Here is a 15,209-nt window from a genome sequence, read left to right on the forward strand (position 1 = left end):
AGCGGTGCCGGCCCGGCGCCGGTCACCTCCGAGGTGCAACGCAACCGGCGTCGCCCCCGCGACGACCTCCGGAGCATGCTCGACCACACGCCGCCATCGTACGTCCACACTATAATCCATGACCTGCCCCTGGGCCTCTCGCTCCAGCTCTGGTTCGTCGGTGGGGAGCTCAGCGGCGCCATAAGGCTGTTCTGCCTCTGCGAGGCCTGCGTGAGCGAAGCGTAGGTCGGACGCGTTCCTTGCCTCAGCGGCCGGTTCCCCGGTCCGCCCTCCCGGCGAGGTGATGCCGGCCTCGCGATAGTAACCATCCGCCTGCTGTGCGACGGAGCGACGTGCATTGTGCTCTGACGGGCTCAGCAGCGACGGACCAGGACGATGGGGCGGCTAAGCTGGACGAAGGTGGACTTCCGCCCCAAGTGTGGGATAGTCTGCATTTATGGGGGAGTCCGTCGACGTCTTCATCTCCTACGCGCCCGCCGACAGCGAGTTCTGCGAGCAAGTGATCGCACATCTCGCACTGCTTCAACGGCAAGGAGTGATTCGCACCTGGTACGACAAGAAGATCGTTCCTGGCGAGGTTCGGGATGACGTCATTGCCGCCCGCATCGAGACTGCACGCGTCGTGCTCCTCTTGATCAGCGCGAGCTTCCTCGCATCTGATGACTGCTATCGGCTAGAGATGGAGCGCGCTCTCGTGCGGCACACTCGTGGAGAGGCCTGCGTCATCCCTGTGATTATCCGCGCATGTGACTGGAAGGACGCCCCATTTGCACACCTCGGCGCACTGCCGCGCGGGGCGCAAGCTGTCACGAGTTGGCGAAACGCCGACGAAGCGTGGGTGTCGGTCGTAAGTGGGATCCGCGTCGCGGTCACGGAGTTTTCCAGCTTCGGAAAGAGAATCCAGACACACGACCATGAGGGGACAAAGCTATATCATAACACAGATATAGCCGGCGCAATTCCGCTCTCACCGACAGCGACAAACCATAAGTTTTCAGGACTGGCAACTGCCCTGGCAGGCGCATGCATCGCGGGAGCTCTGGTGACAATCCTTTCGGCTATCTCTGGAGAACCGTCCCAGAGCGACCCGTATGAACCGACCGAGGAGACTATCATTCCTCCGTCAGAGGTAGATGGCGAAGCAGCTTCCATGGCACCAGACGGTGGCTTTCGGGACGGGGCAAACGATGCCGAGAGCACCGAAGCAGATTCCGAGGCACTAGACGGTGGCTTTCGGGACGGAGCAAACGATGTCGAGAGCACCGAAATGGTGGCAAATCCTGCAAACCCTGAAACAACCAAGAATCAATTGTCTGGCATCATATTCATCGGAAATCACAATCTTCCAGCGCACAACGCAGAAGTGTGGCTCCTTGGCACTCCATGCCGCGCTACAACCAATGAGGGCGGATACTTTAATTTTTTTTCTTGCTCTACAGAACAAATCGGCAGAATACGAAGTCGGGAAATATACATACTCACCGAAGACGGACTTCGTTGTAGCGGAATCCCACTCCTGCCGCCGCCGGCAGTCACAAGTATTTGGATCCGCGCTAGCGCCCAGCGTGGCATATGCAATCTCGTGCGTCGACCAATGTGGCACAGAAAGTATGTGGTCAACAAACAATCCATACCAGAAAATTTTAGATAGTTTTGAGAATCGTGACCGCAATCAAAGGCAATCGATTGCTCTAACGGCTTGGCGCAGGTATGTGATGCACAGACGCCGCCGGATTACGGCCCTCGCGCCGAGCCTCCGGACCTCGGCGTGCTCGCCACGCCGTGTGCCCTGCGTGTGCCCCGACTCCAGGGCACGGGGCTCCACGAGAGGGCACTCGGGTATACGAGAGGAGTCGAGCCCTCGATGGCCTCAGATACCGCTCCGACGCGTCCGACGCGGCGATCGCCGTATCTCTCGCGCATCCGCCCCGCAGATTCGTCTCCGGGTTCGATTCCCGGCGCCTCCACTCAGAAGACACGGCGAGAGCCGTGTCTTTCTTTTGGCGTGTGCCCCGCGTGTGACCTGACAAAGTTTAATGTAGATGGATTTGGCGCGACCCCGGTGTGAGTAGAACCACCGGGATCGGGCACGGCAGGTGACGCGAGGGTACGGGGCTCCACGGAACTCCACGGCGGGCACCAGGCCGGCGGAGCGACCCCCGGGTCCGCGTCTGCATGCTGACGTGCTACCGCAGCCCAGAGCATTGCGAACGAGCCCATCGGTAGCCCTTCGGAGCCGGTCCAGTCCCCCACCATGCCGCGGCATGCCTGCCGGACCTATCCGAGGCATGCCAGTCAGACTACCGTTCGGTCTGGCCATCCCATGAAATCGACGTTCGTGCGACCAGCCATTGAGGCCGATCTGCCTCGCCTTCCCGAGATCGAACGCTCGGCCGTATCCGTTCGGTAGAGCCCATCCTGACGCCGAGCAGGCCCGGGACGTAGGCTTGCGGTGCGATGCGAGAGCGACAGCAGAGCGCCGGCAGTAACGGCGACACCGGACTGAGGGGCCCCGAAGCGGCGGCCGACGAGCGCGCGGCCAGCAACGCCGGCGTGCGCAGGCGGCGCACGGCGAAGTCGAGCGGAGCCGCCGTGGCGGCTGAGCCGCAGAAGAGCGGTCGCAAGCCGAGCGCCGCGATGGACGGCGCACAAGCCTCCCCGACGCGTCGACGCGGGCGAGCGGTGCCCACGACCAGCGCGACGTCGCTGGAGGTTACCGGTGGCGATAGCGCGGCGGAGGCGCCGAAGCGCTCACGCAGCCAGCGTGGCCGGCGTCCAGGTCCAGGGGCTGGCAGCGAGCCGCTGCCGAGCGTCGGTGTTCTCGAGGGTCTGCTTCCAGGACTTGGGAGCGAGCTCGATGACCCGATCGCGCGGCCAGCTCGGCAGCAGGATCAGCACATCGCGCAGGTAGACCCAGGGGTCGAGCTGGTGCAGAGCGCAGGAGGCGATCAGCGAGACGATGGTGGCGTTCCACTCCGCCCCGTCGTCACTGCCCACGAAAAGCCAGTTCTTACGGCCGACGGCCTCTCTGCGGAGCTCCAGCTCGCTGCGGTTGTTGTCCAGGCGCAGCCGCCCGTCCTCCAGGAAGCGGGTGAGCGCGGTCCACTGGTTACGCGCGTACCCGATGGCTCCAGCGATGGGGCTCCTGGGCAGCACGAGCAGCTGCTCGCTGTCGAGCCAGCTGCGGAAGGCGTCGAGCACAGGCTGAGCGCTGCTGCGGCGCTGCTCGGTGCGGCGGCTCGGGGGCAGCTCCTTGGTCGCCTTGTCGATAGCGAAGAGCTGGTGAATGAAGCCGAGCGCCGTCATCGCTCGCTCCCGGTCGGAAGACATCGCCTCAAAGAAGCGCCGGCGGCAATGGGCCCAGCAGCCCACCTCCGTGGCCTGCTCGGTCCGAAACAGCTCCTCGTAGACGCTCGATGCGTCCGCCTGGACGTAGCCCTTGTACCCGCGGAGAAACGCCTTGGGGCCGTCCTGGTTGTGACGCGGCGTGAAGCGGAACAGCACGTGGTCGTGGTCGGCGACGAGCACCCAGAAGTGTCCGCGCCGGCACTTGTCCTTGGCCTGCACGAGCACCCCGGTGGCATCAATGGCGATGCAGTGCGCGTTGAGCGCGTCCTCGGCCATGGCATCGACCACACAGTCCAGCACCTCGGCGCACGAGCCGACCCAGCCGCAGAGCGTCGAGCGCGACAGGTGCACCCCTTGGCGCTCGTAGATCTTCTCCTGCCGATGCAGCGGCAGGTGGTCGCCGTACTTGCTCACCAGCACGTGCGCGAGCAGCCCGGGGCCGGCGAGCGACCGGGGGATGGGGCTGTCGGCCACGTCCGCAATGACTACGCCGGCTTCGGGCTCGCCCTTGGTGGCAAACTTGGGTCGCACGATCTGCAGCCGCACGAAGCTCGCGGGCCTCCACTCCAGCGTCTCGGACACCTCTTCGCCGATGCGGACCATGTCGGCGGCGCGCTCGTCGCGCACTTCGGGCGGCGGCAGCTCGATGCGCTCGACCGGCAGGTGCTCGGGTAGCTTCTGCCGTCCGTGCGGGGCGACCTTGCGCCCCTTGCCGCCGCCTCCGGAGGAGCCACCTGGCGCAGTGCCGCCGCCTTCAGGCACGCCTGCCATGCCAGCGTCGGGGGGAGCCGCTGCGCCCGCCGGCGCCGCGCCCCCCGCGAGCATCTGCACAATGGCATCGAAGGCGAGCTGCATCTGCGCCGGGTCGACGTGCTCGGCCTTCTGACCGAAGATGTGCCGCCGAAGCCGCTCCAACTCGATGCTGGCAAGCTCGTAGAGCTTGCGGTACTCGTCGCGCTCGTGCGCTGCGCGGGCAAGCTTGTCCTTCAGGTCACCAATCTGCTCTTCGAGCGACTTGCTCACGAGGCGCTAAGTACCCGTAACTTCTTGGTTTTTGAAGGGGGTTGTTGCAGGAAAATGAAGGGCTCTGGGCACAATGCGGCGAGTGCGCTGCTCGGCTGTGCGCGAAAAGGGCTGTGAGCTCAGGGAGCTGGAGGCGGCGCAGCCTCGGCCAGGCGGACGTCTCGCCGCAGCTTCGATGGCGCAAGCGCGATGCCCTCGAGGATCTTCGCGAGCTCGGCCGCGTCGATGACGACGCTCGTTGCCCCCGGCGTGACCGCACGAGGGGCTCGGAACGTCCCGCGCTCTAGACGCTTGTAAAGTAGACAATACCCGCTGCGGTCCCACCAAAGGGCTTTGCAGCGGTCGGCTGCTCGGTTAAAAAAGAGGAATAGCGCTCCGGAGAGGGGATCCTGCCGCAGCACCTCGCGCACGACGGCGGCAAGACCATCAAACGACCGGCGCAGATCGAGCGGCTCGGTGGCGACGTAGATCGAGACGCGGCCCGGGATCATCGCGTACCCCCGAGCGCGCGAACGACGCGCGCCAGCGTATCTTCGTCAAACGTCGGCGGTACGCGCACGACCGCGCCGTCCGGGAAGACGATCTCCAGCGCCGCGCCCGGCGAGGGCGCCGCAGCGGCCGATGGGGCGACCACGACGGGGAGCAACGCGGGAAGCGTCACCTTCTCCGAACGCTGCCGGTACTCGCTCCGCTTCATGCCCAGTCGGCGGCTCCAGGAGTACAGCGTGCCGGCGTTGACCCCCTCCTGCTCCGCGAACACGCGGGCCGAGTGCCCGCTCTTGTGCCAGCGCGCCACCCGGTCGCGCCAGATCCGTGTGCTCTCGTCCATCCGCACCTCCGGCGTCGGTTTCTACGCAGCGGATGGGCACCAGGACAGCATGCTGGTCGCCGAACGGATACGATCCTCCTGGTCGTCGACAGCCCGGAGACCCTCTCCGCGTACGCGCGACGGCACGGGATGAGCCCACACAGCGCGATCAGCCGGCTGCGCATCGCGCGCGCCGCGCTCGAGCTCCGACTCCGGAGGTGGCGCCGATGCCGGTGAAACGCCAGCCGAAGCACAAGCTCGGCCTCCCCAAGGGCGCCCTCGTCACGCGCTACAAGACCCACAAGCGCAAGGTGCGGCTCATGAACGGCCGGACCGTCGTGCTGGTGTTCGAGGAGACGTGGACCCGCAACCTGCTCCGCATCCCCGAGCGCGTGACCGAGCGCCACCTCCGGGAGCTCCGGCGCGCGGGGTTCGATCTCTGGACGGACGTCTTCGGCCGGCCCATCGCGAAGGCGCCCGGCGCGCCGTGGTTCAACGACGCTGCCTTCGAGATCGCCCGCTGGCGCTTCATCCAGCGGCAGAAGCGCCGCCGCAGGCGCGGGTAGGTCCTTACCTGCGCGACGTCACCGCCGGCGAGGGCGAGCAGGTCTCCCAGGTCGCCCGAGAGCTGGGCCTGCCCGTCGAGACCGCGTTCTCGCGGCTCCGCCTCGGACGTAAGCACCTCGCACACGTGCTCAAGGGCTGGCGTCGCTTGCGATAGGGGTCCACCTGCGCGACGTCACCGCCGGCGAGGGCGAGCATGTGAGCCAGGTCGCCCGGAACCTGGGGCTGCCCCTCGGGACCGCATTCTCACGGCTCCGTCGAGGCCGCAGCCGCCTTGCCGCCGTGCTCAAGAGGTGGCGTCTAGCCCGCCGGGCCCACTGATGCAGCCGGTCATCGCCCCGGACTCCGGCTGAACGTCACCGTTCTATAACTTAGCCAGCTTGCCCTTCCGTGGCGCGGTCACTAACGGCACACCGATACCTAAAAGCATGTCGTTCGAGCGACCGACCATGACACGGCCGGTGCGAACAAGGCACAATTTGTCACAGCTTGGTGGCGACCGCTGGCCAACGAAGAGTGTGTACCAGAGTCCAAAGACGAAGAAGCTGTGCATGTGATACCCGTTCGCACGCGTGGAGCCGACCAGACCCAGCGTTTGATCTGTGGGCCCATCTGGCGTGCCGCGAAGCAGATGCAGAATCAACCGGGCGTTCTCCGGAAAAGTGCCTTGATCGTATAGATAGTTGCGAAATTCGTCTTCGTATTTGCCCAGATGCGTGTGCGGCAGCTTCGAGCATACACTTGCGCGCCAGAACACGGAGGCGCCAAACTTGGCCAGTGCGTCGACGTCGAGCTTGCTGATGCTGGCGCCTACCGTCTCGCCGTGGACAAGGCCAGGTATCTCCATCGCCGATTCTAGCGCGATGAATCCTGTGTCTTTTCGACTCACCTTTGCGGCGTACGCGTCCCACACCCCGAGCTTTTGTTCGCAGTCCGAGCAGAGAAGGTGCTCCGAGATCTGTCTCTCGTCGAGCATCACGCAGCCATTCCTTAAAGCGACGATGCGGCCTGAGGGGGACTCCTTCGCTCGGCCAAAAGCCCATCGGGGCAGGATATGACTGTCGCGCAGCTCTGAGTCTTCGCCATGATGGCCGTGAAGGCGGCAGCGGCCTATAACCTTATTGCCCACGCGTCAAAAATAGCGCGAAAACCGCAGCCAACAAGCGTGGCGTTCGGGCGTGCTCGGTCGATGCCGATGCGTCAGGCTCACCCTTCCACCTGGCCTTCGCCTGGACCGTTCCGCTGTGGGCATACGTAGAGCTTAGGAACCCGCCTGCTGCGAGGCATGCCTGCCGCAGGCACGCGAGGCATGCGAGCTCCAGCACGAGGCCGGGGGCGACGGGCAGGGCGAGGGTCTCGACCTCCTCCGCGAGAACAGCTTCAGCGATGGCGTCGAGCTCGCCAGGGTCGATCATGCCCGAGTTATCGACGGGACCGCGGCCCCGGTTGCGTGGCGTCGGACGGGGGCAGGTTCCCGACGCCGACTCGCTGGCCGACGTCGCCGGCCGGGAACGGGTGCCGTCCCCCCACGGAGAGGGCGAGGTGCGTGCCCTTCTGGAGCTGCTCTGGCTGGTGGAGCCCCGGGAGCGCCGCGTGCTGATCATGGTGGGCGAGGCGAGTGAGAGCGACCGGAGCCTCAGATGGCCCGTCGGGCCGGCGCTTTCGCGGTTTACGTATCGAAATTCAAATCTATAATCCCTCGTCACGCGGACTCGGTCGATCGCGGCAGCTTGTTGTGGGGGCAACGATATCGGCCATCAACTGCGAGACTCGGCCTCCCGTTTGACGCGCCAAAGATAATAAAATTTGTGGCTTCGAACCTTTTGAAGTTCGATGGAGCGGCCCTCGGCCGCCTTGACGATGTCTCGTGCCATCTTTGTGACACCAAGCGCCACCGTTCCGGCCGCAATAAGTGGTGTCGATAGCGCCAAATAAGTACCTACGGATATGGCGGCTGCCACCGCGGCTTCCGCGCCTCGTGAGATTATGTTTCTGGAGAAGGAATTCTGTGCGGCAGATGCACGCTGCTGAACCTTTTGGAGCTCGGGAGCTATCACGTCTGAATATAGAAGTTTAGCATCTCGAGCGGTTGGTTCTGGAAGTTCCGAAAACTGGATCATGGCATCCTGTAATGCGCAACGATACGCTACGAAGGATTCTCCTTCCGTTTGTCTAAGTTGAACAAGATCGGCAATTGATAGGCGGCTCAGAAATGGAACAACAGAACCGAAATGGCGATGCATCAGTTCGTCGCGGCGGCTGATGACGGGATCCTCTGTCATGAACTTAATAAGGTCTGCCTTTCGAGGTATATCGGTAAGCATGTTTGCGTCAGACAGGACGGCCATTAGTAGTTCGAGCAAAGTGTCTCTAAGCAGGTTGTCGGCGCACTCTGTGTGCATTCTCAATTTTTTTCTCATCGATGCTGATAGCTCAACACGTTTGCCTGCTAATATTTGCGCGGCAATTCGGGGGGCTGCTGCGATAGGTGCTGGCATGCTGCTGCGCTCAATGCCACTGCGCCCGTGCTCGAAATAGTCTTCTGGTCCATCGAGTATGATCATGTAACGATTGCCACGCTTGGATATTGAAATTTTAGTGTTTTCAAAATAATCGCGAGCCAATCGGTTGCGCATGCGCTTGATGAGTTTCGTTACATGATCGGCCTCATGTTCCGTGGGGCTGTGGTGCACGTTTATTGGTGTGAATGGCCTGATGAGTCCTGCTGTTAGCAACGGCTTCATGACTGTGAGCACATGAAGATCTTCGTAAAGTCTCTGCCGGAATGGAGCGCTATCGTTTAGCCGACCATGCTTCTGGATATAATGATACTCGGCGAAGTAGTTGTACGTATGTATTCTGTCGCTGTACATGCATGCGAATCTGGCCAGTTCTTCGATTCGCTTTGTGCGACATTTGATGGATGCGCAGGGGCGCGAAGAGCCGCTTAGGCCGTGAGACGCGCAATGCTCCAGTGATTGGCTGTTATGTGAGCCGCTTTCGGCAAATGGGTCAGCGGCTATATGGAGCGCGAGATCTGCAAGCGTGGTGAACTTCTGTTGTCTGATCCAGTCGCCGTCGACCTTGTCTTTTTTTAGCGCTCCAGTGGACTTCAGATGTTCGAATATCTTCATGGTGTGCATCATCCGTTGGTCGAGGGAACGGGTCTACACATCGTTGCTTTGGTGGCGTGGCAGGCCGTGGAAGGAACCAGGGGTACGCCACCGCCGCACCGGAAGTGCGAGAATCAGCACAGGGGCTCCGGCCATTTGTCCAGGCGTCCGGAGGTATCTCCCGGTCGTTGCCGATGTTCCAGCTACCCCCATGGCCTGCCCGACCCACAAGGCCATCGGAGATACCGTCCCGTGTCAAGGGCAGCCCGTTCGGTAGGGGTCGCGGTCACGGTCCGGGGCCGACCGGCAGGGCAGGGATCCCGTCCGCCGCCTGCATTCTCGTGCAGCCGCGTCCGTCCGCTCGCCCGCCGCTGGGCTGCGCCAGTTCGGACCCGGGGCTGGCCCCGCCGGCCTGGTGCCCGCCGTGGAGCTCCGTGGAGCCCCGTACCCTGGCTTCACCCGCCGCGCCCGCTCCTGGTGATTCCGCTTACGCTCGACCCACCCCAAATCCAGCGTCGCCGAAATTTATCAGGTCACACGCAGGGCACACAAAAAGCAGAAGACACGGCTCTCGCCGTGTCTTCTGAGTGGAGGCGCCGGGAATCGAACCCGGAGACGAACCTGAGAGGCGGATGCGCGAGAGATACGGCGGACGCCGCGTCGGACGCGTCGGAGCGGTATCAGGGGCCAGCGAGACCTCGATTCCTCTCGTATACCCGAGTGCCCTCTCGTGGAGCCCCGTGCCCTGGAGTCGGGGCACACGCAGGGCACACGGCGTGGCGAACCCGGGGGGCTGCCCGGAATAGAAGAGTGAGAGGCGGCTGCGCGGTCCCTGAGGGGGTCCACCCCATGAGCCTGGCACGCCGCTTGAAAATCCAGCAGGACTGTACCCACCCGAGAGATGACCCCATGCCCTCAGTAACCCATGAAGCCCTGGTGGAGCTGTTCAAGAACCGGCCGACCCTGGCCGCCGAGATGCTGCAGGACGCGCTCGGCCAGCCGGTCCCGGCCTTCACGGAGGCGCGCGTCGAGCCCTCCGACTTCACCGAGATCGTTCCCTCCGACCGCCGGGCGGACGCCGTCATCGTGCTGCTGGTCGGCGAGCAGGAGCGGCCCGCGATGGCCATCGTCGTCGAGGTCCAGCTCGGCGTGGATCTGGACAAGCCGTACGTCTGGCCGGTGTACGTCACCCAGACGAGGGCCCGGCACCGCTGCCCGACCCGGCTGCTGACCGTGACGATCAACCCGAAGATGGCGCGGTGGTGCTCGCAGCCGATCGACACGGGCCACCCCGGCTGGATCCTGACCCCGCTGGTGCTCGGCCCCGAGGGCGTCCCGGTCGTCACGGACGCCGAGCAGGCGAAGGCGGCGCCCGAGGTGGCCGTGCTCTCGGCCATGGCGCACGGGCAAGAGGAGGTGGGTGAGGCGATCGGCGTGGCGTTCCTGGCGGCGGCGGCCGGGCTCGATGAGGAGCGCCGCGCCTTGTACGGGGACCTGGTGCTATCCTCGCTGAACGAAGCGGCGAGGCGGACGTTGGAGGCGATGATGAAGAGCGGATACGAGTTTCAGAGCGAGTTCGCGCGCAGCTACGTGGCCAAGGGTGTGGAGAAGGGGCGGCTCGAAGCCAAGGCGCAGGCCGTGCTTGCCGTGTTCGATGCCCGAGGTTTGGAGGTTCCCGCCGAGGTGCGGGAGCGGGTCCTCGCGAGCACCGACCTTGCCGAGCTGGACCGCTGGATCCGCCGCGCCGCGGTCATCAGCGACGCCCGGGAGCTCCTCGCGACGACCGACTCCTGAACGGGCACCTCGAGTCTCACAGTCGTCGGCTTCACTTCTCCTCCCTCCCGTACACCCGAGATCCCTCTCCCGGTCCTGGAGCCCGTGGTCTGACGCCAGGCAGAGCGGCCTATTCAGGATTTCCGTCTCGGACGGTCTCCTGGGGCCGCTATTGTACGTCTTGTAATTTCGCAAGGTGAGGGTGATTGTGGCATAATGACCAATGGTGAACCATGAGGAGCAGACCGCTCGTCGTTATTGGCTACAGCGACAAAGACGGGGAATGGAAGGACCGCCTCGTCAGTCACCTGCAGGTCCACGCACAGCAGGGGCTCTTCGATCTATGGGATGAGAGCCTGGTTCTACCTGGCGCGGAGCCGCTTGCTGACGTCAGAAAGTCGATAGATGTAGCAAGTGTAGTCATCTTGCTAATTACCGCCGACTTCCTCGGATCTGATCATATTCAGGATGAATTTGTGTCACGTGCGCTGCGACGCAGAAGCCGCGATGGTCTTCATGTTGTTCCGGTGCTACTTAAACCGTGTGATTGGGTGACATTCTCATGGCTGTGTGGAGTTAGTCGTATTCCTAGAGATGGTGGTTTTGTTGCAGATCGGGCATCTGCCGTGGACGCTGAGTTCGCTGCCGTTGCAGCAGAAGTTCGGCGGGTCCTCAATCCAGGATCCATCAGCCCTGGGCGCAAGTCTGTCGTGCCGAAGGGAGTGGCAGACTCTGCGGCGGATTCGGACTCCTTGCGGCGCTTACACGAAGTTCAACTTGCGGAGATACGAGCGCGGCTCGTTTTTCGATGCGTTGTTGCAGTTGTTGTTGGTGGTGTGTGTGTGGCCATTGTTGGGCCACTCGCAATTCTTATTGCTGTTGGCCTTGTCGGGACATCGGTTTTAGAATTTATACGAATGATTCGTCCGGACGCGTCGTTGCCGGCACCACCCCATGGGGCCGCTAGGTCACCGGTTTCGTCATCGCTTCTTGTGTCTCGGCTCGGTGGCCTGGTTGCGGCTATCGCCAGCGTGTCGGCGGTGTTCGTTGTCGCATTCGGGGTTGTGGATGGATTGCCAAGTCATGTGTCGAGATTCATGCGTGGTGAATATATCGCGGCGGATGTCCCGGTTTCTCCACTGCGTAGTCGCGTCGATGATACGGCTGAGCTGGCGTCGATTTCTTCACCAGCACAGGGCGCGCTTACGCAGCAAGATGCTCCTGATACGCCGGCTGGCGTGTACGAACATGGGTCTACAGGTGCGAGGGCGCCTGGTCGCACGTTGCGTGCACCTGATTCGTCTGCGCAAGATTCGGTGGGGTCGAATGTGCATGAATTGACTCGGGTGCGCCCGGTGGAGGTTGCTCCGGAGACGGGGGGCGGGATTGTGAGAGTTGAGCGGGAGGTTCTTGGCGCCTCGCGCCTGTCGGAATATAATTTGAGTGATTTGGAGATTCGCGCTGAATCGATGTCGATTCGTGCTGCTTTGTTAAGAGCCGCTAGGTGCGACATCGGGGAGAGGGGCAGGGTTCTTATGCGTGTCGACGTTGCTTCGGGAAAGATAGGCTTGGTTCAGGTTGAAGATAGCAATGGAGTTGGGGCCGCTGCGGTCCGGTGCGTGACTGATGTGTTTCAGGGTGTTGCGTTGCCTTTTGCAAGAGGGCGGGCGTCGTATTGGGTGCGCGTGAGTGCCGAAAACCAAACGCATGTCTCGCACTAAAATAAATTGCTCAAGCCTTGGTCGCTGCTTTGAAGGTTGGTGCTGAAGTGGTGCCCTGTAGGCTGCTCTTTCCCCTGCGCGGCTCTCTCGCCTGTCAAATCACGATCCACGCCGCCCCGTCGCTGACCAGCCGGAAGGTGACGTACGGGTACCCGTCCCGCGCCACCCGCTGGCCCGTGCTCGCGAGGATCTCGATCGCCTCCTCCTCCCCGGCGACCTCCTTGACCATGACCTCGGCGCCGACGTTGCCCGCGGCCGGCGGGAGGCGGACGGTCACCGGGTCCTGCGCGTTGACCCGTACGAACTCGCCCGGCCGGGCCGTGTAGGTGCCCGTGACGACCGGGCTGACCAGCCATGCCCCGGGGATGAAGACGTCGGTCCGGTTCTCGGCCGGGTTATCGGTGACCACCGCTCCGACGAAGTTGAGCGCGGGACGCTCCGGCAGCTCGACGCCCGCGGCGAAGATGCGGCGGACGCCGAAGAACAGCGTGTCGATCCAGTTCAGGACCCTCGACATGGTTACCTCTTCAGGTGCAGGACGCGAAGGACGAAGCCGTCGTAGATGGTGAGCTCCCCAGGGTCGCCGTTCCGGGTCTTGCCCTGGAGCTTGATCCGGTAGGTGCCGGTCTGGGCCGCCACGAGGAACCCGGAGATCGCGGCGGGGGCCCGCGTGTTGCGCAGCTCGGAGGTGATGTGCGCGCCCGCGGGGACCACCGTCGCGCCGTTCGGTGCCACGGCGACGAGCCGGACCCGCGCCTGGTCGTCGGTGCCGGCGGCGACGAACGTATCCGTTCGGTAGAGCCCATCCTGACGCCGAGCAGGCCCGGGACGTAGGCTTGCGGTGCGATGCGAGAGCGACAGCAGAGCGCCGGCAGTAACGGCGACACCGGACTGAGGGGCCCCGAAGCGGCGGCCGACGAGCGCGCGGCCAGCAACGCCGGCGTGCGCAGGCGGCGCACGGCGAAGTCGAGCGGAGCCGCCGTGGCGGCTGAGCCGCAGAAGAGCGGTCGCAAGCCGAGCGCCGCGATGGACGGCGCACAAGCCTCCCCGACGCGTCGACGCGGGCGAGCGGTGCCCACGACCAGCGCGACGTCGCTGGAGGTTACCGGTGGCGATAGCGCGGCGGAGGCGCCGAAGCGCTCACGCAGCCAGCGTGGCCGGCGTCCAGGTCCAGGGGCTGGCAGCGAGCCGCTGCCGAGCGTCGGTGTTCTCGAGGGTCTGCTTCCAGGACTTGGGAGCGAGCTCGATGACCCGATCGCGCGGCCAGCTCGGCAGCAGGATCAGCACATCGCGCAGGTAGACCCAGGGGTCGAGCTGGTGCAGAGCGCAGGAGGCGATCAGCGAGACGATGGTGGCGTTCCACTCCGCCCCGTCGTCACTGCCCACGAAAAGCCAGTTCTTACGGCCGACGGCCTCTCTGCGGAGCTCCAGCTCGCTGCGGTTGTTGTCCAGGCGCAGCCGCCCGTCCTCCAGGAAGCGGGTGAGCGCGGTCCACTGGTTACGCGCGTACCCGATGGCTCCAGCGATGGGGCTCCTGGGCAGCACGAGCAGCTGCTCGCTGTCGAGCCAGCTGCGGAAGGCGTCGAGCACAGGCTGAGCGCTGCTGCGGCGCTGCTCGGTGCGGCGGCTCGGGGGCAGCTCCTTGGTCGCCTTGTCGATAGCGAAGAGCTGGTGAATGAAGCCGAGCGCCGTCATCGCTCGCTCCCGGTCGGAAGACATCGCCTCAAAGAAGCGCCGGCGGCAATGGGCCCAGCAGCCCACCTCCGTGGCCTGCTCGGTCCGAAACAGCTCCTCGTAGACGCTCGATGCGTCCGCCTGGACGTAGCCCTTGTACCCGCGGAGAAACGCCTTGGGGCCGTCCTGGTTGTGACGCGGCGTGAAGCGGAACAGCACGTGGTCGTGGTCGGCGACGAGCACCCAGAAGTGTCCGCGCCGGCACTTGTCCTTGGCCTGCACGAGCACCCCGGTGGCATCAATGGCGATGCAGTGCGCGTTGAGCGCGTCCTCGGCCATGGCATCGACCACACAGTCCAGCACCTCGGCGCACGAGCCGACCCAGCCGCAGAGCGTCGAGCGCGACAGGTGCACCCCTTGGCGCTCGTAGATCTTCTCCTGCCGATGCAGCGGCAGGTGGTCGCCGTACTTGCTCACCAGCACGTGCGCGAGCAGCCCGGGGCCGGCGAGCGACCGGGGGATGGGGCTGTCGGCCACGTCCGCAATGACTACGCCGGCTTCGGGCTCGCCCTTGGTGGCAAACTTGGGTCGCACGATCTGCAGCCGCACGAAGCTCGCGGGCCTCCACTCCAGCGTCTCGGACACCTCTTCGCCGATGCGGACCATGTCGGCGGCGCGCTCGTCGCGCACTTCGGGCGGCGGCAGCTCGATGCGCTCGACCGGCAGGTGCTCGGGTAGCTTCTGCCGTCCGTGCGGGGCGACCTTGCGCCCCTTGCCGCCGCCTCCGGAGGAGCCACCTGGCGCAGTGCCGCCGCCTTCAGGCACGCCTGCCATGCCAGCGTCGGGGGGAGCCGCTGCGCCCGCCGGCGCCGCGCCCCCCGCGAGCATCTGCACAATGGCATCGAAGGCGAGCTGCATCTGCGCCGGGTCGACGTGCTCGGCCTTCTGACCGAAGATGTGCCGCCGAAGCCGCTCCAACTCGATGCTGGCAAGCTCGTAGAGCTTGCGGTACTCGTCGCGCTCGTGCGCTGCGCGGGCAAGCTTGTCCTTCAGGTCACCAATCTGCTCTTCGAGCGACTTGCTCACGAGGCGCTAAGTACCCGTAACTTCTTGGTTTTTGAAGGGGGTTGTTGCAGGAAAATGAAGGGCTCTGGGCACAATGCGGCGAGTGCGCTGCTCGGCTGT

General features: G+C 64.3%; 12 protein-coding genes. 4 read left to right on the forward strand and 8 right to left on the reverse strand.

What is annotated here, in order from left to right:
- The first annotated feature begins 436 nt into the window (after window positions 1–436).
- A complete protein-coding gene (locus WMF43_RS35525; RefSeq protein WP_437671550.1) occupies window positions 437–1,651 on the forward strand; it encodes a toll/interleukin-1 receptor domain-containing protein in 1,215 nt (404 codons plus the stop codon).
- A gap of 1,100 nt (window positions 1,652–2,751) precedes the next feature.
- Here the strand turns inward: WMF43_RS35525 and tnpC (WMF43_RS35530) are convergent.
- From tnpC (WMF43_RS35530) to tnpA, 3 genes are all read right to left on the reverse strand, one after another.
- Complete coding sequence (gene tnpC / locus WMF43_RS35530; RefSeq protein ID WP_437671552.1) at window positions 2,752–4,371, reverse strand: IS66 family transposase; 1,620 nt, start codon at window positions 4,369–4,371, stop codon at window positions 2,752–2,754.
- A 119-nt stretch (window positions 4,372–4,490) separates the two neighbouring features.
- Window positions 4,491–4,862, reverse strand: a complete 372-nt coding sequence (tnpB, locus tag WMF43_RS35535) for an IS66 family insertion sequence element accessory protein TnpB (protein WP_437671554.1) — start codon at window positions 4,860–4,862, stop codon at window positions 4,491–4,493.
- On the reverse strand, window positions 4,859–5,200 hold the full coding sequence (gene tnpA, locus WMF43_RS35540; RefSeq protein ID WP_437671556.1) for an IS66 family insertion sequence element accessory protein TnpA: 342 nt from the start codon (window positions 5,198–5,200) through the stop codon (window positions 4,859–4,861). Before tnpA ends, tnpB begins: the two co-directional genes overlap by 4 nt.
- Window positions 5,201–5,406: 206 nt before the next feature.
- Here tnpA and WMF43_RS35545 point away from each other — a divergent pair, with 206 nt between their 5' ends.
- Window positions 5,407–5,745, forward strand: coding sequence for a hypothetical protein (locus tag WMF43_RS35545; protein ID WP_437671558.1), 339 nt, complete (start codon window positions 5,407–5,409; stop codon window positions 5,743–5,745).
- A 362-nt stretch (window positions 5,746–6,107) separates the two neighbouring features.
- On the opposite strand, the gene WMF43_RS35550 is transcribed toward WMF43_RS35545, so the two are convergent.
- Together WMF43_RS35550 and WMF43_RS35555 are read right to left on the reverse strand one after the other, a co-directional pair.
- Window positions 6,108–6,722, reverse strand: a complete 615-nt coding sequence (locus tag WMF43_RS35550; RefSeq protein WP_437671560.1) for a hypothetical protein — start codon at window positions 6,720–6,722, stop codon at window positions 6,108–6,110.
- Between the two features lie 778 nt (window positions 6,723–7,500).
- Entirely contained in the window at window positions 7,501–8,877 is a 1,377-nt protein-coding gene (locus tag WMF43_RS35555; RefSeq protein ID WP_437671561.1) for a hypothetical protein, read from the reverse strand.
- Between the two features lie 888 nt (window positions 8,878–9,765).
- On the opposite strand from WMF43_RS35555, the gene WMF43_RS35560 reads away from it, so the two are divergent.
- Window positions 9,766–10,650 (forward strand): hypothetical protein, encoded by an 885-nt coding sequence (locus WMF43_RS35560; protein ID WP_437671563.1) that lies wholly within the window; start codon window positions 9,766–9,768, stop codon window positions 10,648–10,650.
- A 212-nt stretch (window positions 10,651–10,862) separates the two neighbouring features.
- Complete coding sequence (locus WMF43_RS35565; RefSeq protein WP_437671565.1) at window positions 10,863–12,350, forward strand: toll/interleukin-1 receptor domain-containing protein; 1,488 nt, start codon at window positions 10,863–10,865, stop codon at window positions 12,348–12,350.
- A 94-nt stretch (window positions 12,351–12,444) separates the two neighbouring features.
- On the opposite strand, the gene WMF43_RS35570 is transcribed toward WMF43_RS35565, so the two are convergent.
- The 3 genes from WMF43_RS35570 to tnpC (WMF43_RS35580) all read right to left on the reverse strand — a co-directional run bounded on the left by WMF43_RS35570 (window position 12,445) and on the right by tnpC (WMF43_RS35580) (window position 15,110).
- On the reverse strand, window positions 12,445–12,867 hold the full coding sequence (locus tag WMF43_RS35570) for a hypothetical protein (RefSeq protein WP_437671567.1): 423 nt from the start codon (window positions 12,865–12,867) through the stop codon (window positions 12,445–12,447).
- Between the two features lie 2 nt (window positions 12,868–12,869).
- Window positions 12,870–13,085, reverse strand: a complete 216-nt coding sequence (locus WMF43_RS35575) for a hypothetical protein (RefSeq protein WP_437671569.1) — start codon at window positions 13,083–13,085, stop codon at window positions 12,870–12,872.
- A 405-nt stretch (window positions 13,086–13,490) separates the two neighbouring features.
- Window positions 13,491–15,110: an IS66 family transposase gene (gene tnpC, locus WMF43_RS35580; protein WP_437671552.1), complete on the reverse strand. Its 1,620-nt coding sequence runs from the start codon at window positions 15,108–15,110 to the stop codon at window positions 13,491–13,493.
- Between the last annotated feature and the right edge of the window lie 99 nt (window positions 15,111–15,209).

The organism is Sorangium sp. So ce131 (assembly GCF_051519095.1).
Lineage (GTDB): Bacteria > Myxococcota_A > Polyangia > Polyangiales > Polyangiaceae > Sorangium.

Bases quoted from the DNA above. Each gene is read 5' to 3' on its own strand.
- WMF43_RS35525 (WP_437671550.1), top strand. From the start codon at position 437: ATGGGGGAGTCCGTCGACGTCTTCATCTCCTACGCGCCCGCCGACAGC.
- tnpB (WP_437671554.1), bottom strand. From the start codon at position 4,862: ATGATCCCGGGCCGCGTCTCGATCTACGTCGCCACCGAGCCGCTCGAT.
- tnpA (WP_437671556.1), bottom strand. From the start codon at position 5,200: ATGGACGAGAGCACACGGATCTGGCGCGACCGGGTGGCGCGCTGGCAC.
- WMF43_RS35545 (WP_437671558.1), top strand. From the start codon at position 5,407: ATGCCGGTGAAACGCCAGCCGAAGCACAAGCTCGGCCTCCCCAAGGGC.
- WMF43_RS35555 (WP_437671561.1), bottom strand. From the start codon at position 8,877: ATGAAGATATTCGAACATCTGAAGTCCACTGGAGCGCTAAAAAAAGAC.
- WMF43_RS35560 (WP_437671563.1), top strand. From the start codon at position 9,766: ATGCCCTCAGTAACCCATGAAGCCCTGGTGGAGCTGTTCAAGAACCGG.
- WMF43_RS35565 (WP_437671565.1), top strand. From the start codon at position 10,863: ATGAGGAGCAGACCGCTCGTCGTTATTGGCTACAGCGACAAAGACGGG.
- WMF43_RS35570 (WP_437671567.1), bottom strand. From the start codon at position 12,867: ATGTCGAGGGTCCTGAACTGGATCGACACGCTGTTCTTCGGCGTCCGC.